Genomic DNA, 22576 nt, shown 5'->3' with positions numbered 1-22576 from the left:
TTTTGATGCCTACAATCAAAAGTTTTCCACCCGCTGCCACCTGGGCTTCGCCCAGGCCCAACATCAATTGGAAGATATGTTTCAACGGCAGGGTTAACTTCAAGGCTGGAAAAGGACAGCCGTTTACACAAAATTATTGACGGTCCCCCATCCATTTTCGGGAAAGAAACAATAAATGAAGACTAAGAAGAAGGTGATCAGCTTGGCAAAAAGACTAGACCGTGAACAATGGAGTGTATTTCAAAGCGAGCTTTATCAAACAAACACGACTGTCGTAGTGACAGATGATTTGATATTAATCACAGATCCTACGTGGCTTCCAGCTGAAATTGAAGAGATAAGGGAGTTTGTGGAGGAGCGGAGAAGTAATCAGCCTGTATATCTGCTGCTGACCCATTCAGATTTCGATCATGTTATTGGAGCCGGAGCGTTCCCCGAAGCGACTATTATTGCTTCCCGTGGATTTAACGCCAGATCGGATAAAGAAAACATTGTGCAGGAAATGAAAGAGTTTGACGAAACGTACTACATTCACCGCAATTACGATACCTCTTACCCGGACCCGGATATTATCGTTGACTCCGATGAGCAGGTGCTTGAGGAAGGAGAAACCAAAATTACTTTCTATCTGGCACCCGGCCACACTGTGGATGGGCTGGCGGCGGTCATAGAGCCTCTTGGTCTCTGTATTGCCGGAGACTATTTAAGCAATGTAGAGATCCCGATTATTGAATATCACAGCGAATCCTATCAATTTACGTTAAAGAAGCTGGATGAACTTTGGAATGACGGAAAGTACAGTACTGTAGTGCCGGGGCACGGGCTGGTGGCTTCGAAGCCCGAAGAAATAGAAAAACGACTCCGGGATTCAGAATGGTATATTGAAAAAACGAAAACATCGCTGGAAGACCCGTACGTAGAAAGCGCCATTTTTGCATTTATTGACCGCCACAAATTTGAAGCTCCGTTAAAGCAGGTGCATGAAAGTAATAAAGAACAATTAAAAACGGAAAGATAAAAAACTGGCTGCTCCGGGCAAGGGCAGCCAGTTTTCGTTTGAATTTTTTTATTCGGAGGACTCAGTTTGATTACGTGGAAGGATTAATACCTCTACACGCCTGTTTTGGGCCCGGCCTTCTGCAGTGTCATTCGAAGCAACCGGCTCAAACTCTCCAAACCCCTTGGCACTGAAATCTCTTGGATCTAGGTCGGGATTTTCGAGCACAATTTCCATGAAATGCACCGCTCTCATCACGCTGAGTTCCCAGTTTGTATTGAAGTCTGCATTTGCAATAGGAGTATCGTCCGTATGACCGCTGATAATAATATTGCGCGGGGGGTTTAGTACAAGCAATTCAGACATGTCCTCGGCCGTTTGAAGAGCTTCATCGCGTATTTCTGCTTCACCGACCTCGAATAAAATATTGTCCTTGATGGAAAGAAGCAGGCCGTCGTCGGAGAGCCGGGTCGTAAACTGGCCTTCAAGGCCGCGTTCATCAATAAATCCTTCGACCCTCTCCTGAAGCTCGGCAAGTTCGTTTTGATCTTCTGCTTCTTCGGTAACGGTGGGCGGGCTTTCATCAACGTTATCTTCGGCATTCAGCTCTTCGACAGAGCTTCCGGATTCATTAATGCCGCTTCCTCCAGTGAAAACAGAGTTAAACGATTCGGAGATTTGGTCAAATTTCCTGGCATCTACTTCGCTTGAGGCAAACAAAACAATAAAGAGGGCAAGCAGCAGGGTCAGCAGGTCTGCGTAGGGAAGAAGCCATGCTTCGCTGACATGCTCCTCCTCTTCTTTTTTCCGCTGCCGCCGCCTAGCCATTTTCGGTGCCTTCCTTCCACTCTGTTTCCTGGGCCGCTTCCATAATTTTTTCACGATCCTTTGCCGGAACATACATTAGAAGTTTTTGTTCAATCGTTTTTGGAGGCTGTCCTTCCTGAACCGATAATACGCCTTCGATCATGACACTGCGCACATGGATTTCATGCTTGGATTTACGCTTAAGTTTATTGGCAAAAGGGTGCCAGAGGACGTAGCCGGTGAAAATACCAAGAAGAGTGGCGACGAAGGCAGCACTGATCGCCTCTCCGAGTTTATCGATATCGGACATATCAGCTAGCGCCGCAATAAGGCCGACCACAGCGCCCAGAACGCCAAGTGTGGGAGCGTAGGTTCCTGCCTGGGTGAAAATGGACACCCCAGTTTGATGACGGGATTCGATTGCTTCAAGCTCTTCACTCATGATGTCACGGATGAAATCTGAGTTCTGGCCGTCCACAGCCATTGTCATACCATTACGAAGAAAGGGATCCTGGATGTCCTGAACGTCACCTTCGAGGGCCAAAAGACCTTCTTTTCTAGCGGTTTGGGCCCAGCTGGAGAACATAGGAACAAGCTGAGCGACACTCCATTCACTCTGATTTTTAAATAAAACGCCGAAAAGCTTCGGCACGTTTTTTAATTCGTCACCAGGGAAAGCAATCACTACGGTAGCAATCGTGCCTCCGAAAATAATTAATAAAGCGGCCGGGTTAAGCAAAGAAACGAGCTCCATCCCTTTAATGGCAATACCGCTCATAATAGCTGCAAAGGCTATAATAATACCAATGATTGATGCTTTATCCATACGTATCAATCCTTTATGTTTGATTCTACTGTTTATATCGGCACTCGGGATGCTAACATAAAGAAGGAAAGAAAAATCGTGAGGAAGTAAGGAATAATTAACTAGACGTGCAGTTTCATAAATACTAAAAGCATGAACGCTGTCCTAAACGGCAGGAGAGGGAGGCGCACAATGAAAAAATGGATGATCGCTGCTGGAACGCTGGGGCTGCTGGTCAGCGCAGGCTGTGCAAATAATGAGAGCGGGGAGAACGGAGCTGGTGGAAATGAGGAGTCCTCTTCAGGCTCCTCAGAGGAAAATACCGAAGAAAGTCAGGAAGATCCAGAAAACGGTTCAGAAGAAACGACAGATGCAAATAAAAATGACGGTCAGACAGAGCCAGGAGAGGCTCCGCCGGAGACGAGTGAAGAGGGGGATTTGAAGAACCCTTCGGCTATCGACGCATTAATCAACCGGGAGTATCACCTGCCTGCAGACTATGAACCAGAAAACTTAGTCATACCGGATGTAGCTTTCCCATTTGAGGGAGATCTTCAGAAAAAATACATGAGAGAGGAAGCGGCAGCGCAGCTTGAAAGCATGTTCGCAGAGGCTGAAGAGGAAGAAATTGAGCTTTCTGCTGTGTCGGGCTATCGTTCGTATGACCGGCAGGCAAGCATATTCGCAGCTAACGCGGAGGAAGACGGAGAAGAAGAAGCAAACAAATATAGTGCCAGAGCGGGGGAAAGTGAGCATCAGAGCGGCCTGGCGATGGATGTGAGTGCGTCCTCTGTCGGTTATTCGTTAACGACGGAACTTGGGGACACAGAAGAAGGAAAGTGGCTTGAGGAAAACGCCCATGAATACGGTTTTGTAGTTCGCTACCCAGAGGACAAAACGGAGATTACCGGCTACCAGTATGAACCGTGGCACGTGAGGTATGTGGGAGAAGACCTGGCTGAAAAGCTGCACGAAAATGATTTAGTAATGGAAGAGTATTACAGGGAAAACAAGTAAAGCCCGGGCGCCCCGGGCTTTATTTTTAATCTTCATCGATTGTCGGTAGTTCTGTTTTTGCGATCTTTTCATCAAGAGCTTCGTAATCGTAATAAGAAATGGTCCGGTACAGCTCTTCGCGTGTCTGCATATCTTCGAGCATAGCCTTCTGGGTACCTTTATCGTGAATTTCCTGAAATACCCGTTCAACGGCTTTGGCGGCGGCCCGCATTGAGGTAACCGGATAAATGATCATATTAAATCCCCATGATTCAAACTGATCCGCGTGGTAATACGGGGTGCGGCCAAACTCGGTCATGTTCGCAAGCAGCGGTGTACCAGAGAGGCTGTTCCCGGCACGGCGGAAGTCCTCCTCTGTGGAAAGTGCTTCTGGGAAAATGCCGTCTGCGCCGGCTTCCCGGTAAAGTGCCGCCCGTTCCATAGCTGCTTCTATACCTTCTACGCCCTTGGCGTCGGTGCGGGCAATAACGGCGAGCGTAGGGGCGACTTCTTTAATAACTTTAATTTTCTGCACCATTTCTTCGGCGGGGACTAATTTTTTTCCGTTTAGATGGCCGCATTTCTTGGGGAGGTCCTGATCTTCAATCTGGACAGCGGCCACTCCGGCTTCGGTCATTTCCCTAGCGGTTCGCGCCACGTCAAGCACGCCGCCAAAGCCGGTATCGATATCAACAAGCAGAGGAAGCTTCGCTGCACGGACAATATCCCGGGCCCGTTCGGCAACCTCATGAGAATGAATAATACCAAGGTCCGGAAGCCCCCGGCTCGCTGTATAGGCAGCTCCGGATAAATATAAAATATCAAAGCCGGTGTTTCTGGCGAGGAGCGCAGACATGCTGTCGTGGACGCCTGGGATTTTCACCGCCGGTCTCTGCTGAATGCGGTCGTGAAATAATCGGGCGAGTTCTTTTTGGGAGACGGGTTCTTCGGTTAACCAGCTCAATGTATTTCCTCCTTTTAGTAAACCCAGGCTGACATAAAATGATGAACAGGAGTTTCTGCCAGCTGGGCATGATCAAGCATTTGTTCAAGAAGCAGGGATGCCTGCTTCGGTGGATAATGAGCATTCAAGTTCTGCCGGCATTTTTCGATAATCTGCGGCTTGGCCTCTTCCCGGCGGCGCTGATGGCCTAGCGGGTACTCGACTTCTACGGGATCCGTGCTTGTGCCGTCCATAAAGCGGACCTGCACCTGGTTGGGAATCGAGCGCTTGGATGGGTCCAGATAATCCTCGGTGTACTGTTTATTTTCTTTAACGATCATCTTGTTCCGGAGCTGATCAATGACAGGGTTTGCGGCAGCGGAATCTTCATAGTGATCAGCGTCAAGCCGGCCGAAGATCAAGCCGATGGCTGTCATATACTGAAGACAATGATCGCGATCCGCAGGGTTTTGCAGCGGGCCTGTTTTATCGATAATGCGAATGGCAGCTTCATGAGTAACAATATCGATGCGTTCAATATCCTGAAGCCGTGCTTTCACGTCTCCGTGCAGCTCGATGGCCGCTTCGACAGCGGTTTGGGCGTGAAATTCAGCCGGGAAAGAAACTTTAAATAAGACGTGTTCCATCACATAGGAATCCATTTTCGGCACAGAAAGCTCTTCCCCATTCATCATCACGTCCTGAAAGCCCCAGCCTTTCGCAGAAAGAGCTGTAGCATAGCCCATTTCTCCCCGGACAGCCATTAAAGCAAGGCGGACGCCGCGGCTGGTAGCGTCGCCAGCAGCCCAGGATTTACGGGAGCCGGCATTTGGGTAGTGACGGTAGGTACGGAGACTCGAGTTGTCCACCCAGGCGTTGGAAACCGCGTTGATCATTTCCTGCCTGCTTCCACCGAGCATATGGGTCACTACCGCTGTTGTAGCCACTTTTACAAGAAGCACGTGATCGAGCCCCACCCGGTTAAAACTGTGATTTAAAGCGATGGATCCTTGAATTTCATGGGCTTTGACCATAGCAGTTAACACGTCGTACATCGTTAAAGGTTTTCTTCCTTCCGCCACGCGCTGCCGGCTTAGATAGTCAGCGGTCGCAAGAATGCCCCCGAGATTATCAGAAGGGTGCCCCCATTCTTTGGCAAGCCAGGTATCATTATAATCGAGCCAGCGGATCGCGCATCCGATATTGAAAGCAGCGTGCACAGGGTCGAGCTCGAACTGGGTGCCAGGCATGCGTGCGCCGTTTGGAACGACTGTGCCCGGGACGATCGGCCCCAGGTGCTTGGTGCACTCCGGATACCGTAAAGCGAGAATGCCAGCCCCTAACGTATCCATTAATACATAGCGGGCGGTCTCATACGCCTCGTCGCTTGAAATGTCATGGCCATATACATAGTCTGCAATGTCGGTCAGTAAAGCATCTGTCTGCTGCATCGTTTGATTCATTCTTATTTCCTCCTCTAGGTTAACGTAATACCTCGTGGGCCGGTGTAGTCGACCCGGGGGCGGAATAACCGGTTATTGCTGTGTTGTTCGATTACATGAGCTCCGAGTCCGGCGGCCCGCGATGCAAAAAAGATAGGCGTATACAGATCGATCGGGATACCGAGCAGATAATACACCGGCGCTGCGTAGTAGTCGAGGTTCGGATGCAGTCCTTTCTCTTCTGCAATCAGCTCTTCCCCGCGCACGCACATGTCATACAGGTCCATGCGATCCTGCTTTTCCGCGAGTCGGTGCAGCGATTTTTTCATCAGCTGGGCACGCGGGTCCATCTTTTTCATATACACCCGGTGGCCAAAACCCATGATTCTTTCTTTGTTGGCCAGCTTTTCCCGGAAGAGCCGCTCAACTCCGTCCGGAGTGCCGGCTTCCAGCAGCAGATGCATAACAGCTTCATTGGCGCCCCCGTGCAGCGGTCCTTTCAGAGAAGCCACTGCGCCCGTAAAGGCACCATACATATCGGCCTGCGTGGAGGCAATCACCCGGGCTGCAAAGGTAGAGTTTGGCATTTCATGCTCAATATAAGCCACAAGCGACTGATCAAACACCTCTGTTTCCAGAACGCCAGGTTTTTCCCCGGTGAGCATATAGAGCATGTTAGCGCTAAAGGACATTGAAGGGTCCGGGGAAACCAGTGATTCGTTTTGCTGCGTACGGTAGCTGCCGGCCATAATAGCCGGTATCGCTCCTAGCAGCTTGACTGCTTTCTTCTGGTTGGCTTCCGCCGAAAGGTCATGCATGTTTGTTTCCGAACCGGCAAGCAGAGAGATACCTGTACGGAGCATATCCATCGCACTCATCGAAGAAGGAAACAACGAAAAGGAAGTAGTCAGGACTTCCGGCAGCTCCAGTTGTTGGTAAAGACGATGATGAAACGATTCCTTCTCAGCAGCGTCCGGAAGGGAGCCGTAAAGAAGCAGATAAGCAACGTCTAAAAAGTGTCGATTTTCCGCTAATTCGATAAGATCGTATCCGCGTATAACAATTTGCTCCTGCTCGACATCAAGATAGGAAATCGATGTTTCGGCAGCAATGATTCCTTCAAGGCCAGGACTGTACTCTTTTTCTGCAGACATGCTGACGCCTCCTTTATTTTTAAAGCGTTTTCAAAAACGGTTAAAAATATAAGTTCTTTCTTTGTATAATTGTATACATTTTTTTGGGAAAAGGCAAAACCCTTTTACTGGTACGCTAGAAAGAAGAGATATGAAGCTCTAGGGTTTCCTTTGTTGACGCCAGGCTCCGGCGGATGTGGGCACGCATGTAATGCTCGGCTGCTGGTCCGTCTTTACGTTCGATAGCGGATAGAATTTTTTCGTGCTCAGATAACGGGGTGGCGATCGTATAATCAGGGTGCCGGTAGCCACTAAGGCGGCGGTATCTTTCGAGCCGGGTGTTCAACTGGTTTAAAAATTGGACGGCTGTAGGGGAGGCATGCTCATACAATAAATGATGAAAGCGGCTGCCATACGTAATGGAAGTAAACCGTTCACCTGCTTCAGCCATGTGCAAAAGGGCCTCTTTCATCTCCGCTGTCGCTTCAGGTGAGGCCCGCACTGCTGCTTCTTTAGCGACAAGCCCCTCGAGCGCTTCCCGTACAGTAAAAATATCGACGGCTTCTTCGATACTGAGTTTCTGGACCTCCATGCGGCCGTTTGCTTTCTTTACAATCAATCCTTCGAGCTCGAGACGGTAAAGCGCCTGGCGAAGCGGTGTGCGGCTTACTGCGATTTCTTCGGTCAGCTGTTCTTCACGAAGCGCCTGCCCCGGGAAATAATGAAATTCAATAATACTTTGTTTTAAAGCTTCATAGGCTAAATCGCTTACGGATACCCGGTGTCTCTGCATAAACCATCACTCCTTTTAGTTTAATTTTATTTATTATAGCAAAAAAGAGACCGGCACCGGGCCGGCCTCTTAATCCGGGATTTCTAATTTCTGCCCGCCCTGGGGGCTACCTGAAAGGAACGGAAAGTGTATGTGAACATTGCAAGGGCAAAAAGAGAAATTAACGTCAGGGCGAGGTAAACGTTAGAATAAATAGCACTACTGCCCCCGGAAGCAAAAGGGTTCAATGAACTGGTCACGCCCTGAATTTCGAGCACAGCTCCAAAGATTGCGCTGCTGAAAGCCCCCGCCATAAAGTTCATCAAATTGAACATGCCAATTCCAACACCTGTTTCATTTTCTTCAAGGACGGAGGACAGAATATTGGCGGTGGAGCTTTGGATAAGAGGGAAACCTATATAGGCAATGACCAGAACAACAGAGACAGCTACTGCGGAAACACCGGCAAAGCCGGAAAGCAGCACTGTGCCAAAAGCAATGAAAGCCAGAGCGGCGATAACGACTACTTTCGGGCCGTGACGGTCCGCAAGATCTCCGCCAGCGCGTCCGAGAAAGCCGGCAAGGATTGCTCCAGGAAAGATAACGAGCCCGATCTGAGTAGTAGAAAGTTCATATAATTCCCTTGTCATCAATGGAATGATAAACAAAAGCCCGAACATGCTGCAGACGCCGAGGAAGCTCGTTAAAATGGTGACGGTATAATATTTGTTTTTCAAAAGAGAGGGACGGATAAACGGGTCGTCCGCCTTTGCAGTCCGAAAAGCAAAAACAGCCATAAAGACGATGAATGCAAGTAGAAAAATCCATTGAAGAGTAGTAACGAACAATAAGATCCCGGCGATTGCTGCTCCGAAGAGCGCAGCGCCTAAATAATCGATAAACCCGGAACGTTTTTCTTCATTCGGCAGCCATTTTCTAAGAAATGGCAGGGCTAAAAGCGATAGGATAGAAAATAAAAACAGATAACGCCAACTGAGCCGACCGCCGAGCAGTCCGCCGACAATAGGCCCGACGCCCGAAGCGAAGGCGACTGTTGAAGAAATTAATCCAAAGACGCGGCCTTTATCCTCCGGGAAAAACCGGGCCGGTATTACAAAACCGAGCGCTGGAATTGTGGCTCCGCCTGCCGCTTGGAGCACCCGGGCAACAAGAAGCATGGCAAAGCTTTGAGAAAAAAGGCCAAGTGTTGCGCCTGCGGCAAACAGGATAATCCCAAAAGTGAGCAGGGATTTAATAGAATAAAAATCTGCTAATTTTCCATACATCAACGCTCCAATAGCGTAAACCATAATGTACGAGGTAAGTACCCAACTGACCTGGGAGGCGGGGATGCCGAAATAAGACTGGATATCCGGAATCGCCACGTTAAACATAGTGCCGTTCATTACTGCTATAGTTAAAATCAAAGCCACTAGAAAGATCAGTTTCTTTTTTTGAGACTGGCCGACGTGTACGGACTCATTTGTCATAAAAATTCACGCTTTCTATTATTAGTTTCAGGGAAATTAGTTTTGAATGGAACTATCATATATTAACTGAAACAAAACCCGGAAACAAATATAATGAATGAAGTGTTCAGGCGCTTTGAAGAATCATAAAGTCGTCATTCTCGTCTTTAAGATTATGTGATAATATAAAGTGGTGGATTTGTGTGTATGAAAAAACAATGGGAAGCATGTCTCAGCTTATATTTTTACTGTGTTATAGAGAGTTATTACATAGGGAAGAGCTATATATGGTACTTCTGCAGCGCGCAGAATATAGAAAAATTAGAATAGGAGAGTCACGCTGTGTATATAGATATAGATGGGGTTAACGTGAACTACCATGTGTCCGGCGAAGGAGAAGATGTGGTCCTGCTGCATGGATGGGGCGCAAACATTCAAGCATTTGCCCCGGTGCATCAATCACTGGAAAAAAATTTTCGGGTCTGGTCGATTGATTTTCCGGGTTTTGGCCAGAGCGGAGAGCCTCCCGAATCCTGGACAGTTGGTGATTATACCGAAATGTTAAAAAAATGGCTGCAAAAAACCGGCATAGACAACCCGATTCTTATCGGGCACTCATTCGGCGGCCGGGTGTCGATTAAGTACGCCGCAGACAACCCGGTGAAAAAGATCATTTTGGTAGACAGCGCGGGTGTGAAGCCAAAACGAAAGCTGAAATATTATGTGAAAGTATATACCTATAAAACCTTTAAGAAGCTGCTAAAGCTTCCGGGGTTAAAGAAACGTGAACAGGAAATTCTCGACAAAGTTAAAGGCCGGGTCGGTTCGGCAGATTATCAAAACGTCTCCGGAGTAATGCAGCAGACGATGGTGAAGGTAGTTAATGAAGATCTGCAGCACCATTTTGAGCACGTTACGCCTCCGGTGCTGCTCGTGTGGGGAGAAAATGACGAGGCAACGCCTGTATCAGACGCCAGGATCATGGAACAAAAGATGCCGAACGCGGGCCTGGTCGTGCTGCGCGGGGCCGGTCATTATTCATACATTGACAACCTAAACGAATTTTTAATCATTATTGATCACTTTTTAAGAAATGAAGAGCAGGAGGCCGCACAGCATGATTAACACCATATTAGCGATTTTGTATTTGGCGGCTTGGGCGTTTTACACTGTGCGCTTTACGAAACGAAGCACACATATGCTTCAGCAGAACTCCTACAAAAATGAACGTTTTTGGGGATGGATTAAAAGCCATATGTCGAGGGCCTTCCCGATCCGGAACACTATCGGCCTTGCAGCCGTAGTGCCGTTTCTTTTCGGAGCAGAAGCGTTAGGACTGATTATTGGCTTTCTTTATTTTCTGTTTATGGCATTGACGATGCCGCAGCTGAAAGAGAAAAAAGCACTGGTCATCACGGCCCGGGTAAAGCGGCTGTTTATTACGATCGGTGTCCTCTTTGTGCTATTTACCATTATTGGGCTGCTGCTCGGTAACACCGCTCTGTTTTATACTTATGGATGGCTCGTATTTTTAACAGTTATTGCGACGATGCTTACGTATTTCATAACGATGGCCGCGAACTATATTAACTATCCGATGGAACGAAAAATCAGTCAGCATTACGTCAATGATGCAGAACGAATTATTAAATCGATGCCGGACCTTGAAGTGATAGGCATTACAGGAAGCTACGGAAAGACAAGCACTAAGCACATGCTTGAAACGGTTCTTTCCTCAGAATTTAATACGCTGATGACCCCGGAAAGCTACAACACGCCGATGGGAGTGACAAAAACGATCCGGACGATGCTCAGGCCTTATCACGAAATTTTTATTGCTGAGATGGGCGCGAAAAGGCCGGGAGACATTGAAGAAATCTGCGATATTGTGCACCAGAGGTATGGTGTTTTGACTGCGGTAGGAGAGCAGCATTTAGAAACATTCAAAACGCTCGATAATATTAAAAAAACCAAATTTGAAATTGTTGAAACACTTCCGCAGGAAGGTACTGCTTTTGTAAATAAAGACGATGAAAATATTATGAGCTATGAGCAGCAGAATCAGTGCCGGACAATTTACTACGGCATCGATGCCGAAGATCTGCATTACCGGGCAAAAAATATTGGTTACTCTTCTAAAGGAACATCATTTACCGTGGTTAAATATGACGGAACTACCGCAGAAATACAGACCAGGCTGCTTGGCCGCCACAACATTTATAATATTTTAGCTGCCGTAGCCATAGGCTCAGAGAAGGGCATCTCGTTTGAAAAAATAGCGAGGGCGCTGCGGAAAGCACAGCCGGTGGAACACCGCCTGGAGCTGAAAAAAACGAATGGAAACATTACGATTGTGGACGACAGCTTTAACTCCAATCCGGTTGGCTCCAGGATGGCTATGGAAGTATTAAGCCATATGCCGGAATATAAAATTGCCATAACGCCTGGAATGATTGAGCTTGGCGAAAAAGAGTACGAATTGAATAAAGCGTTGGGTACGTATATGGCGGATGCATGTGATTTCATTATACTGGTAGGGAAAAAACAGACCGTGCCGCTTCAGGATGGGCTAAAAGAAAAAAATTATCCGGAATCGCAGCTGTATGTTGCTTCCGACCTGCAGGACGCCCTGGCTAAAATGAATGAAATTGCGACGCAGCCATCCGTGGTGCTACTTGAAAATGACCTTCCGGATTCATTCAACGAGTAAAGACATAGGGAGCGGATAGTATGAAGACAAGAATAGGAGTATTTTTCGGTGGTATTTCTGTCGAACATGAGGTTTCTGTCATTTCAGCTGTACAGGCCATGGAATCGATGGACGAAGACCGGTATGAAATTGTCCCGATTTATATAAGCAAAGAACGCAAATGGTACACCGGAGATGTCTTACGGGACATTGAAGCCTATAAAGATATGACAAAATTGTTGAACGAGGCTCAGCAGGTGTTGATTACGTACGGGGAAGAAGACAACGTGGTGCTCCAGAAAAAACCTGCGCCTAAGTTCGGGAAAAAAGAAGTAGCTGCAATTGATGTTGCTTTTCCAATTGTGCATGGAACATTCGGCGAAGATGGGGCGCTTCAGGGATTGTTCGAATTATACGGCCTGCCTTACGTCGGCTGTGATGTAGCTTCTTCGGCAGTAGGGATGGACAAAGTAATGATGAAACAAATATTAAGAGACTCCCGCCTGCCGGTATTAAACGACGTTTGGTTCTACAGCAACCACTGGGCAGAGGATACTGAAAGCGTCATTGCCATGATTGAAGAAAGTGTTCCGTATCCGGTAATCGTAAAGCCGGCAAACTTAGGTTCAAGCGTCGGTATCAGTACGGCAAAAAACCGTGAGGAACTGGAACAGGCGGTCGAGGAGGCCACCGAATTTGCAGGGAAGATTCTTGTGGAAAAAATGCTTGAAGGCATGACCGAGGTGAACTGCTCTGTTGTAGGGGATTACGAGGATGTTGAAGCTTCAGTAATTGAAAAGGTACTTAAAACAGACGAAATACTGAGTTACAAAGATAAATATCAGGGCGGCAAAAACGGAAGCTCGTCCAAAGGAATGGAAGCAACGGACCGGGAGATTCCGGCACCTATCACAGAGGAAAAAGCCGGAGAGGTAAGGGAGCTGGCTAAAGACACCTTCCAGATTCTGGGATGCAGCGGCGTTTCCCGGATTGATTTCTTGATTGAAGACAACACCGGCACGGTATTCGTTAATGAAATCAATACGATTCCAGGTTCACTTTCTTTCTATCTATGGGACCCGGCTGGAAAAAGCTACAGCGAACTGATTCACCAATTGATTCAATTAGCATTAAAACGAAAGCGGGAGAGAGAGCGACTGACTTTCTCAATCGATTCCAACCTGTTTTCCCTACAAAGCGGTCAGGGAAGCAAAGGCGGCACAAAAACAGGGGCATCATCAAATCGCCAATAAGTGTTCAGCCGGCCTGATATTATAGGGCCGGTTTTTTATATGAAATAGAGGTAGTAGAGGAAAATATCAAACTTTTTTGAATATAGTAATTTGGTTGCAAGAAAGGAAAAAATGCTTTAAAATACTTTACTGTAGCAATTAAAGATAAAACTCACTGCAGCTTACGGCCCGTTGGTCAAGTGGTTAAGACACCGCCCTTTCACGGCGGTAACACGGGTTCGAATCCCGTACGGGTCACCATACATAAAGCTGTTTTCACCTATAGGTATAAGAGTTTTCCACACGCCGGTCTAGCTCAATTGGTAGAGCAACTGACTTGTAATCAGTAGGTTGGGGGTTCAAGTCCTCTGGCCGGCACCACGTGGAGGGGTAGCGAAGTTGGCCAAACGCGGCGGACTGTAAATCCGCTCCTTCGGGTTCGGCGGTTCGAATCCGTCCCCCTCCACCATTTAATACGAGCCATTAGCTCAGTTGGTAGAGCATCTGACTTTTAATCAGAGGGTCGGAGGTTCGAATCCTCCATGGCTCACCATTGTCATTATCCTGGTTTGGAACTGCGGAAGTAGTTCAGTGGTAGAACACCACCTTGCCAAGGTGGGGGTCGCGGGTTCGAATCCCGTCTTCCGCTCCATTATTTGACGAGCCGGGCAAGCAATGATAGTATTGGAAACATTGATTTGTATATAGATTGTGCGGGTGTAGTTTAGTGGTAAAACCTCAGCCTTCCAAGCTGATGTCGTGGGTTCGATTCCCATCACCCGCTCCATTTTTAATATTTTAAACATACGCAGGGGGCCTTAGCTCAGCTGGGAGAGCGCCTGCTTTGCACGCAGGAGGTCAGCGGTTCGATCCCGCTAGGCTCCACCAAACAAGATGCACATGTTCAGCCTGCCGGGCTGATTTTTTTATGTCTATTTTAAGGCTTTTTATCCTCTGGGGATGAATGTCCAGAAGAATCATGGTAGAATACGCGGGCATAGAAAAACTCTTATGCATTTACGAAGAGTGCATAAGAGTTCCACGGGACATAAGCTCATATTTATTTAAAAGAACATCCAACTCTTTACTTAAAGCCAAAACATCATCAGAGATCAGGGAAGCCGTATGGCCGGAAGTCAGTTGATGGAGTCTGTCTCTCGTTTGTTCTATCTCCTGCCGTAAATATTGTTGAGACAAACATTCTTCACCTCCTATTTGGTTAATGTTTACATTATTACCCATTTTAACGCATTTTCAAAGGTATTTATGCCAAATTTTCCAAAATGTGACTATGGTTCTAGAGGGTGCATAAATAGTAATATGGGTAAAGATTGAAGGTGAAAACCGTGTTACAATTGATTGGATTGAAAATATTACCAGTTAAAGTGAGTCATGCCAAGTCAAGCTGTTAAATAAATGAAACGAAAAAGATTCATTGAACGTATGTATAGTCCCACGAGGTGGAGGTCGCCAAATGGATGCAACGGTAAAACGGCTAGTGAAAGAAGTAAAAAAAGATGGTGATCAGGACGCTTTCCGGGAATTGGTTGATTTATATAAGGATAAGGTATATCAAATCGCCTATCGGATGGTCGGTAATGCCTACGAAGCGCAGGATATGGCCCAGGAGGCTTTTTTAAGAGCATATGCCAATATTGAAAGCTATGATGAAAAACGAAAGTTTTCCACCTGGCTTTTCCGTATTACGACAAACCTTTGTATTGACCGTCTCCGTAAGAAAAAGCCAGACTATTCCCTGGACGCAGAAATACCCGGGGCGGAAGGACTTGATGGATATTCCCAGCTTTCTTCACCGGACAAACTGCCCGATGAGCAGGTAGTGACGATGGAAATGCAGGAATGGGTGCAAGAAGGAATATTGAAGCTGCCTCCTAAATACCGGACAGCTATTGTCCTGCGTTATATCGAAGATCTTTCGATACAGGAAATCAGCGACATACTGGAACTTCCGGAAAATACGGTGAAAACGCACGTGCACAGGGGGCGTGAAGCTTTAAGAAAGCATTTGGGAAACACGTGAACAGGGGGGTGGGACCATGGCGTTAAAGGAACAGGAGGAAAAGTACATCCAACGCTACATCGACGGTGATATGGATGAACATGAAAAAGAAGAGTTCCGTTCGTATATAAAAGAAAATCCTGAATGTGCGCACCGGCTCCAGGAACTTAAGCGTACAGTAACAATGGTCCAGGGAACGTCGCACGTCTGGGCCCCGGAAACGTTTACTGACAGCATTATGAAAGAACTGCCGAAAAAAAGAAAACGGACAGCCTGGAAATCATGGTCCAGGCAGCACCCAGTGCTGGTGGCAGTTTCTATGTTTATTGTGCTGATGGCTTCAAGCGTGCTGTTTGCCTGGAACGACCAGTCAGGAGCGGAAATGACGGTTACCGGGGACCAGGCGAACGTAAATATTGATTACGACAACAACGCTGTAATCATTCCGGAGAATGAAATAGTTCAGGGAGACTTAACCGTTCGAAATGGGGAAGTTGATGTACATGGGAAAGTAAATGGCGATCTTACGGTAATCAATGGGGATCCTTACATGGCTTCGGCCGGAAGCGTTTCCGGAGATATTGAGGAAGTGGACCAGGTGCTCGAATGGATTTGGTACCATACAAAGCGAATAAGCCAGGAAGCCTGGCATATGGATGATGAAAAAGAGGCGGCATAATACAGTCCTTTATAAACAGCAGCAGGCTTTAAGCAGAGCGTGCTGCTATTTGTCTATTATTTCAACAAAAATTGTATAAGAAAATTTGCCTGAAATCCGAATAAAGCACGCAGTGATATAGAAGTGATTGTGATATAATATAACCGTTACTTTGCTTACGGGATAGAACCAATTGGAGGAAGTGCCATGTTTGCTGGACAAGATTTCGATTTACTTAACATCATACGAATTGTCGTAGACATATCGCTGGTGGCGTATGTCATTTACAAAGCGATCACGATTATCCGGGGCACTCGGGCCGTCCAGCTGGTAAAAGGCATTGCTGTTATTCTGGCTGTTTGGTTTATAAGCAGTTTTTTTGGTCTGCGGACGCTTCAATGGATTATGGGGAATTCGGTTACATATGGACTGCTTGCAATTATTATCATTTTTCAGCCGGAACTACGGCGGGCCCTTGAGCAGCTTGGAAGGGGAAGGCTCTTTGGGCGTGCTTCTTACGTAGAAGAAGATGAAACGTTAAAAACTATTGACGCCATTATGAAATCAACAAAATATATGGCAAAGCGGCGCATCGGGGCGCTGATTTCCATCGAACGCGAAACAGGGATGAACGATTATATTGAGACCGGCATTTCTATGGACGCAAACATTACCTCGGAGCTGCTTATTAATACTTTTATTCCAAACACCCCGCTTCATGACGGCGCAGTGGTGATGAGGGAAAACAAAATAGCCGCCGCCGCCTGCTACCTCCCTTTGTCAGAAAATCCTTTTATTTCAAAGGAACTGGGTACAAGGCACCGCGCCGCTCTCGGGGTGAGCGAAGTGACAGACGCTCTTACGCTGGCGGTATCAGAAGAAACTGGGAGCATTTCTATTACAAAAAATGGAGACCTTCACCGTGATGTTGATGAAGAGACTCTCCGTAAAATGCTTGAAAAAGATTTGATGGCAGAAAATAATTCATCAAGTATCTGGCAGTGGGGAGGGAAAAAAGATGGATAAACTTTTTGCAAACAAGTGGTTTGTCCGCTTTATCTCTCTTGCCTTTGCCGTCATGCTTTACTTAATCGTTAATATGGACCCTACGGTAAATAATGCCGGCGTCGTGCCGGATGGGGAAGACCAGACATATACAATTGAAGATGTGGAGATTACACCGGAATATAATCAGGAAGAGTACGCTATTACAAGTATGACAGAAGATGCGGATGTTACGCTGGCTGGTTCCCAGACGGCTATCATGCTGTTTCGTCTTTCCCGGTCGGACAACTATGAGCTGTACCTGGATATGCAGGATTTAGGCGCAGGTACTCATAACATTCAGGTGAGCCACCGTGATTTCCCGACGGATCTGGAAGTAACTCCTTCTCCGGAGTACGCCACGGTGACACTTGAAGAAAAGGAAGAAACAACATTTCCGCTCGAAACCCAGATTTTGAATGAAGAACAAAACGAAGAATTTTCTTTTGGGAACCCCACCGTCAGCCCGGAGGAAGTAACGGTAAGCGGAGCTGGCACTATTATCGACCAAATTGACCGGGTGGTCGCCCAGGTGGATGTTTCGGAAGCAGATGGGGATATTAACGGAACTTTCCCAATAGCGGCATTGGATGCCGAAGGCAATGAGCTGGATGTGAATATCGAACCGCAGGAAGCATCAGTGGAATTGTCTGCTGATGCTCCTTCAAAAGCAGTGCCGGTGAACGTAGAGCAAACGGGGAGTTTAAATGCGGGCACAGCGATCAGTGAAGTTATCGCTTCCAGTGAAGAAGTGACCATATATGGCAGTGAAAGAGCGGTGCAGAATACAGAAAGCATCGATGCCGCTCTCAATTTAAATGAAGTCACTGAGAGCGGAACATATGAATTAAATCTCCAATTGCCTGACGGTATTCAGCGAACAAACCCCGAAAGCTTAAGTGCTTCTGTAACGATACAGGGCGAAGAGCAGACTACGCTTGAGAACGTGCCTATATCTATCGTGAACTTGCCTTCAGGCTCTTCCACCAGCTGGGTGAATCCTTCATCCGGAGAAATGGATGTACAAATATACGGTGGAGCCGGCGCTCTTGAGGGTGTCAGCGCGGAAGATATTACATTAGAAGCGCTCTGGAGCGACAGTGGCTCTTCAAATGAAGAATCCTACATTCTTCGTGTGGAAGCGAGCGGCCCAGAAGGGGTACAGATTTCTCCAACCAGAGAAAATGTGGAAGTGACGCTCCAGCAGGGAGAAAGCAGAGAAACAACAGAAGAAGGAACGGAAGAAGAAACAGAACCGGAAAGTGAAGTTCCGGAAGAGCAGCAAAATGAAAATACAGAAGAACCGGAAGACTCTGGCCAAAATGACGGAGAAGGAGATTCTTCTAATCAGAATGGTTCCACAGAAAGTGAAGAAGACGGGACTGGCTCAGGCGAAGAGGAGAATGACACAGAAACAGCCCCGCCAGCAGACACCGGAGATACTGAAGAAAATGGCTCCGGGGGCGCCGAAGATGCTCCTGCAGAAAACGAAGAAGTTCCAGCGGAAGAAAATAGCGAAACGAATAATGAACAGTAGTAAAAGCCATCAAGGAATTGTGTAAGAACAAAGGAGAGGTTTAACCATGGGGAAATATTTTGGTACAGATGGAGTCAGGGGTGTCGCTAATACGGAACTGACGCCGGAATTTGCTTTCCGGCTAGGGCGTGCAGGCGGCTATTTGTTAACAAAGGATCACGAACATCCAAAAGTATTAATAGGCAAGGATACACGCATCAGTGGGGAAATGCTTGAAGGGGCCATGGTCGCCGGACTTCTTTCCATTGGGGTTGAAGTAATGCGTCTTGGGACGATTACTACGCCGGGAGTGGCTTATTTAACCAAGGCAGTCAGTGCACAGGCAGGGATTATGATTTCCGCTTCGCATAACCCGGTAGCGGACAACGGCATCAAATTTTTTGGTGCGGATGGGTTTAAGCTAAATGACGAGCAGGAAGCTGAAATTGAGCGTCACCTCGAGGGAGATGACCAAATGCCGCGTCCGGTAGGCGGCCAGCTTGGAAGTGTTAATGATTATTTTGAAGGCCGCCAGAAGTACCTTCAGTTTTTAAAGAATACAGTCAGCGAAGATTTCTCAGGCCTTCATATTGCCCTTGATTGTGCAAACGGAGCAGCCTCCTCGTTAGCACCGCATTTGATGGCAGACCTTGAGGCAGATATTTCTACTATCGGAAACAATCCGGACGGCATAAATATTAACGAAGGTGTCGGGTCGACACATCCGGAAGCCCTGGCTGCCTTTGTCGTTGAAAAAGGAGCAGACCTCGGCCTCGCCTTTGACGGCGATGCGGATCGACTGATTGCTGTAGATGAAAACGGAAATATCGTTGATGGAGACCAGATTATGTACATCTGTGGAAAGCATCTAAAGCAGGAGCTGATGCTGAATAAAAACACAGTAGTAACGACCATTATGAGTAATATAGGCCTGCACAAAGCATTGAAGGAAATTGACGTTGAAACTGTACAGACGAAGGTAGGCGACCGCCACGTCATGGAAGAAATGCGGGCAAACGGCTACAGCCTGGGCGGAGAGCAATCCGGGCATCTGATTTTCCTTGATTTAACCACTACCGGGGACGGGATGTTAAGCGCCCTGCAGCTGGTGGATATGATAAAAAAATCAGGCAAAAAACTATCGGAACTTGCTGCTGAAATGCCGACGTTTCCACAAAAACTGGTCAATGTTCGTGTAACAGATAAACACCAGGTGGAAAATAATCCGAAGGTCAAAGAAGTAATAGACCGGATCGAAGCGGAAACAGGGGATAGAGGAAGAATCCTTGTACGTCCTTCCGGCACCGAGCCGCTCGTCCGCGTAATGGCAGAGGCGGAAACAGAAGAGATGTGCAACAATTACGTAACAGAAATTGCCGATGTAGTTCAGGCAGAATTGGGCCTGGATAAATAAGTAAAGAAAGCCGGGCGGCTAAGCCTGGCTTTCTTTATGTTTAAAATACAATAATTTCGGTAACGTGCAACTGGTGCGTAACTTTTCTAGGCAGATTGCGACTAACAATAGGTGTTTCTTAAAAATAGGAAGCATACATATTTGCATGAAAAAATTTCACAATTTCACAATTGATTACAATGCGTATATAGAGTATCATTGTGTATAAATCTGGTGAAGAAAGGAGCAGGAGAAAAGTTTCATTATTGAAAGCGCTAGGACTGTTTTGGAGCGAAAACAAAACAGTTGACGAGGTGGGGGTTTATCGAGCAATCGGCGGATGCCTCCCGGCTGCATGTCTCAGCTGAAAGTGCTGGCTTAAATCATGAAGGCGACTTTGTGGCTAAAGGCCAGGACACAGGCATAAAAGCAGTACTGTTAGACAAGTATAATTGTGAAAAGACATCCTTGAGAAAAGCAGCAGTAAAAATTAAACGAGACGAGTGGGGCATCAGTAAGTGTCCCGCGACATATGCTTATGCCCCGCCGGTTATAGGAGGGTATCCACGTATGTGTGGAATTGTAGGATATATTGGGAATGAGCAGGCGTCGGACATTTTGTTAAAGGGGCTTCATAAACTCGAATACCGGGGGTATGATTCTGCAGGAATTGCGATAGTAGACAATGACGGTGTCAGTGTATACAAGGAAAAAGGACGTATTGCCGCTCTTGAAGAAACGGTAAACGGCCAGGCCTCCGGGACGATCGGTATCGGCCACACACGCTGGGCGACACACGGAGCACCGAGCCGGGACAACGCGCATCCGCATCAGAGCATTAGCGGCCGCTTTACGCTTGTACACAACGGTGTTATTGAGAATTATCAGCAGCTCCAGCAGCATTACCTTGACAGAGTGTCTCTGCGCAGCCAAACTGATACGGAAATTATCGTGCAGCTTGTAGAGAAGTTCAGCGAGGAAGGGCTTAACACAGAAGCGGCCTTCCGGCGTACTCTGGCTCTTCTAAAAGGATCCTACGCTTTAGCATTAATCGACAATAATGATGAAGAAACCATCTATGTCGGAAAAAATAAAAGTCCGCTCCTCGTTGGTTTGGGAGAAGGTAAGAACGTTATTGCTTCAGATGCAATGGCAATGCTTCACACGACGAAGCAGTTCATCGAAATTATGGATGAAGAAGTCGTTATTGTGACTCGTGATTCTGTTCAGGTTAAAGACCTGGAAGGAAATGTAAGATCCCGAGAGCCTTTTGTAACAGACATTGACGAATCGGATACTGAAAAAGGCACGTACGAACACTTTATGTTAAAGGAAATTGATGAGCAGCCGTTTGTAATTCGCAATATCATCCAGAAATATCAGGATGAAGACGGAGACATTAAGCTTGAAGAAGACATACGGGCGGCAGTCAACCAGTCCGACCGCATTTATATTTTGGCAGCTGGCACAAGCTATCACGCCGGCCTCGTAGGCAAAGAAATGATTGAAAAAATCGGACAGAAGCCGGTGGAAGTACACATTGCGAGCGAATTTTTGTATAACCAGCCGCTTCTTTCCGAAAAGCCGTTGTTTATCTTTATTTCCCAGAGCGGAGAAACTGCGGACAGCCGTGGTGTGCTCGTCAATGTAAAGAAACAGGGCCATCCTTCGATCACGATTACGAACGTACCCGGCTCTACGCTCTCCCGTGAGGCTGATTTTACGCTGCATACGTACGCAGGCCCTGAGATTGCGGTTGCTTCAACGAAAGCCTACACCGCTCAGATGGCTGTAATGTCGATTCTTGCGATGGATATCGCCCGGGCACGTGGTATTGAGTCCAGCTTTAACGCGATTCAGCAATTGGGGCTGGCAGCCAATGCCATGGAAACGCTTTGTGATCAAAAAGACATTATGGAAGGCATTGCGAAAGAATATTTGAGTGAAACGCGCAACTGCTTCTTTATTGGACGTGCGCTCGACTATCACGTCGTACTTGAAGGAGCATTAAAGCTGAAAGAGATTTCTTATATTCAGGCTGAAGGCTTTGCCGGGGGCGAGTTGAAGCACGGCACTATTGCCTTGATTGAAGAGGGAACGCCGGTCATTGCCGTAACCACGCAGAACCATGTTAACTTAAATACGCGGGGGAACCTGCAGGAAGTGGTAGCCCGCGGGGCCAATCCGTGCGTTATTGCCTCCGAAACAAACCACCAGGAAGGCGATAATATCATTCTTCCAGACCTGCACGAAGTAATGACGCCTATTGTTTCGGTCATTCCACTGCAGCTTATCTCTTACTATGCAGCAATGCACCGCGGCTGCGACGTGGATAAGCCGCGTAATCTGGCAAAAAGCGTTACTGTTGAATAGACTAAGTTTAGCGGAGCGGTAAGTACTATTAATAATAAAGCTTTTCAAAAACCCACATCCGGTTACTCTACTTGTATAGAGTGACCCCATAATATGAGACAGGAAAAAACACCCCCAACGTCGTATGTAGTATTAACGATGAAGTGACCTAAATAAATGAGACAGATAAAAGCACCTCTCACGTCGTATTCGTAGTAGGATCGACAGATGGAGGTGTTTTTCTTATGGGAGAAAGTAAACGACGGTATCCAGCAGAAGTGAAACGGGAAGTCCTTCGGCTGAAATGG

At 47.1% G+C, this 22576-nt stretch carries 20 protein-coding genes and 7 tRNA genes; 18 read left to right on the top strand and 9 right to left on the bottom strand.

The genetic code is table 11. The annotated features are described in order from the left end of the window. Positions 1-202: 202 nt before the first annotated feature. Positions 203-1018: an MBL fold metallo-hydrolase gene (locus CHL76_RS15415; protein WP_158219205.1), complete on the top strand. Its 816-nt coding sequence runs from the start codon at positions 203-205 to the stop codon at positions 1016-1018. A gap of 48 nt (positions 1019-1066) precedes the next feature. On the opposite strand, the gene motB is transcribed toward CHL76_RS15415, so the two are convergent. Together motB and motA are read right to left on the bottom strand one after the other, a co-directional pair. Continuing rightward, a complete protein-coding gene (gene motB / locus CHL76_RS15410; protein ID WP_079475176.1) occupies positions 1067-1825 on the bottom strand; it encodes a flagellar motor protein MotB in 759 nt (252 codons plus the stop codon). After that, positions 1818-2630 carry a flagellar motor stator protein MotA gene (motA, locus tag CHL76_RS15405; protein WP_094909040.1) on the bottom strand — a complete coding sequence of 271 codons (813 nt, stop codon included), beginning with the start codon at positions 2628-2630 and terminating at the stop codon, positions 1818-1820. The genes motB and motA overlap by 8 nt, the downstream gene beginning before the upstream one ends. A 171-nt stretch (positions 2631-2801) precedes the next feature. Here motA and CHL76_RS15400 point away from each other — a divergent pair, with 171 nt between their 5' ends. Further along, on the top strand, positions 2802-3626 hold the full coding sequence (locus CHL76_RS15400) for a M15 family metallopeptidase (protein WP_233133493.1): 825 nt from the start codon (positions 2802-2804) through the stop codon (positions 3624-3626). A 25-nt stretch (positions 3627-3651) separates the two neighbouring features. Here CHL76_RS15400 and prpB read toward each other — a convergent pair whose 3' ends face one another. The 5 genes from prpB to CHL76_RS15375 all read right to left on the bottom strand — a co-directional run bounded on the left by prpB (position 3652) and on the right by CHL76_RS15375 (position 9385). Beyond that, the gene (prpB, locus tag CHL76_RS15395) at positions 3652-4569 is read right to left on the bottom strand and encodes a methylisocitrate lyase (protein WP_079475179.1); all 918 of its coding nucleotides are present in this window, start codon (positions 4567-4569) and stop codon (positions 3652-3654) included. Positions 4570-4583: 14 nt separating this feature from the next. Next, on the bottom strand, positions 4584-6011 hold the full coding sequence (locus CHL76_RS15390; RefSeq protein WP_079475180.1) for a bifunctional 2-methylcitrate dehydratase/aconitate hydratase: 1428 nt from the start codon (positions 6009-6011) through the stop codon (positions 4584-4586). A 14-nt stretch (positions 6012-6025) separates the two neighbouring features. Next, complete coding sequence (gene mmgD / locus CHL76_RS15385) at positions 6026-7144, bottom strand: citrate synthase (protein ID WP_094909039.1); 1119 nt, start codon at positions 7142-7144, stop codon at positions 6026-6028. A gap of 115 nt (positions 7145-7259) precedes the next feature. Continuing rightward, a complete protein-coding gene (locus tag CHL76_RS15380; RefSeq protein WP_094909038.1) occupies positions 7260-7916 on the bottom strand; it encodes a GntR family transcriptional regulator in 657 nt (218 codons plus the stop codon). 83 nt (positions 7917-7999) lie between these two features. Next, the gene (locus CHL76_RS15375; protein WP_094909037.1) at positions 8000-9385 is read right to left on the bottom strand and encodes an MFS transporter; all 1386 of its coding nucleotides are present in this window, start codon (positions 9383-9385) and stop codon (positions 8000-8002) included. A 321-nt stretch (positions 9386-9706) separates the two neighbouring features. Here CHL76_RS15375 and CHL76_RS15370 point away from each other — a divergent pair, with 321 nt between their 5' ends. The 10 genes from CHL76_RS15370 (at position 9707) to CHL76_RS15325 (ending at position 14173) form a co-directional block, all read left to right on the top strand. Next, positions 9707-10489 (top strand): alpha/beta fold hydrolase, encoded by a 783-nt coding sequence (locus CHL76_RS15370; protein WP_079475184.1) that lies wholly within the window; start codon positions 9707-9709, stop codon positions 10487-10489. Continuing rightward, entirely contained in the window at positions 10482-12074 is a 1593-nt protein-coding gene (locus CHL76_RS15365; protein ID WP_079475185.1) for a UDP-N-acetylmuramoyl-tripeptide--D-alanyl-D-alanine ligase, read from the top strand. The genes CHL76_RS15370 and CHL76_RS15365 overlap by 8 nt, the downstream gene beginning before the upstream one ends. Positions 12075-12094: 20 nt before the next feature. After that, complete coding sequence (locus tag CHL76_RS15360; protein WP_079475186.1) at positions 12095-13306, top strand: D-alanine--D-alanine ligase family protein; 1212 nt, start codon at positions 12095-12097, stop codon at positions 13304-13306. Positions 13307-13471: 165 nt separating this feature from the next. Continuing rightward, positions 13472-13546 (top strand) — tRNA-Glu (locus CHL76_RS15355). Between the two features lie 44 nt (positions 13547-13590). Continuing rightward, positions 13591-13666: transfer RNA gene (locus tag CHL76_RS15350), tRNA-Thr, on the top strand. A gap of 3 nt (positions 13667-13669) precedes the next feature. Next, positions 13670-13754, top strand: a tRNA-Tyr gene (locus CHL76_RS15345). An 8-nt stretch (positions 13755-13762) separates the two neighbouring features. Beyond that, positions 13763-13838: transfer RNA gene (locus CHL76_RS15340), tRNA-Lys, on the top strand. 24 nt (positions 13839-13862) lie between these two features. After that, positions 13863-13937: transfer RNA gene (locus CHL76_RS15335), tRNA-Gly, on the top strand. A 61-nt stretch (positions 13938-13998) separates the two neighbouring features. Continuing rightward, positions 13999-14072, top strand: a tRNA-Gly gene (locus tag CHL76_RS15330). Positions 14073-14097: 25 nt separating this feature from the next. After that, a tRNA-Ala gene (locus CHL76_RS15325) sits at positions 14098-14173 on the top strand. Between the two features lie 129 nt (positions 14174-14302). Here the strand turns inward: CHL76_RS15325 and CHL76_RS17520 are convergent. After that, the gene (locus tag CHL76_RS17520; RefSeq protein WP_079475187.1) at positions 14303-14527 is read right to left on the bottom strand and encodes an aspartyl-phosphate phosphatase Spo0E family protein; all 225 of its coding nucleotides are present in this window, start codon (positions 14525-14527) and stop codon (positions 14303-14305) included. Positions 14528-14759: 232 nt separating this feature from the next. On the opposite strand from CHL76_RS17520, the gene sigW reads away from it, so the two are divergent. From sigW to glmS, 6 genes are all read left to right on the top strand, one after another. Beyond that, entirely contained in the window at positions 14760-15326 is a 567-nt protein-coding gene (gene sigW / locus CHL76_RS15315; RefSeq protein ID WP_079475188.1) for an RNA polymerase sigma factor SigW, read from the top strand. Between the two features lie 16 nt (positions 15327-15342). Continuing rightward, positions 15343-15984: an anti-sigma factor family protein gene (locus CHL76_RS15310; RefSeq protein ID WP_079475189.1), complete on the top strand. Its 642-nt coding sequence runs from the start codon at positions 15343-15345 to the stop codon at positions 15982-15984. 186 nt (positions 15985-16170) lie between these two features. Continuing rightward, positions 16171-16989, top strand: a complete 819-nt coding sequence (gene cdaA / locus CHL76_RS15305; protein ID WP_022794289.1) for a diadenylate cyclase CdaA — start codon at positions 16171-16173, stop codon at positions 16987-16989. Continuing rightward, entirely contained in the window at positions 16982-18544 is a 1563-nt protein-coding gene (locus CHL76_RS15300; protein ID WP_079475190.1) for a CdaR family protein, read from the top strand. The genes cdaA and CHL76_RS15300 overlap by 8 nt, the downstream gene beginning before the upstream one ends. 46 nt (positions 18545-18590) lie before the next feature. After that, positions 18591-19937, top strand: coding sequence for a phosphoglucosamine mutase (gene glmM, locus CHL76_RS15295; protein WP_079475191.1), 1347 nt, complete (start codon positions 18591-18593; stop codon positions 19935-19937). Positions 19938-20486: 549 nt separating this feature from the next. Further along, on the top strand, positions 20487-22289 hold the full coding sequence (glmS, locus tag CHL76_RS15290) for a glutamine--fructose-6-phosphate transaminase (isomerizing) (protein WP_079475192.1): 1803 nt from the start codon (positions 20487-20489) through the stop codon (positions 22287-22289). A gap of 62 nt (positions 22290-22351) precedes the next feature. Here glmS and CHL76_RS17310 read toward each other — a convergent pair. Further along, positions 22352-22576, bottom strand: a 225-nt coding sequence (locus CHL76_RS17310; protein WP_233133492.1) for a hypothetical protein, incomplete at its 5' end; no start/stop codon positions are given.

The sequence above is a fragment of the Marinococcus halophilus genome (assembly GCF_002265875.1).
GTDB classification, from domain to species: domain Bacteria; phylum Bacillota; class Bacilli; order Bacillales; family Marinococcaceae; genus Marinococcus; species Marinococcus halophilus.
This window is presented reverse-complemented; position numbering and strand designations above follow the sequence as displayed.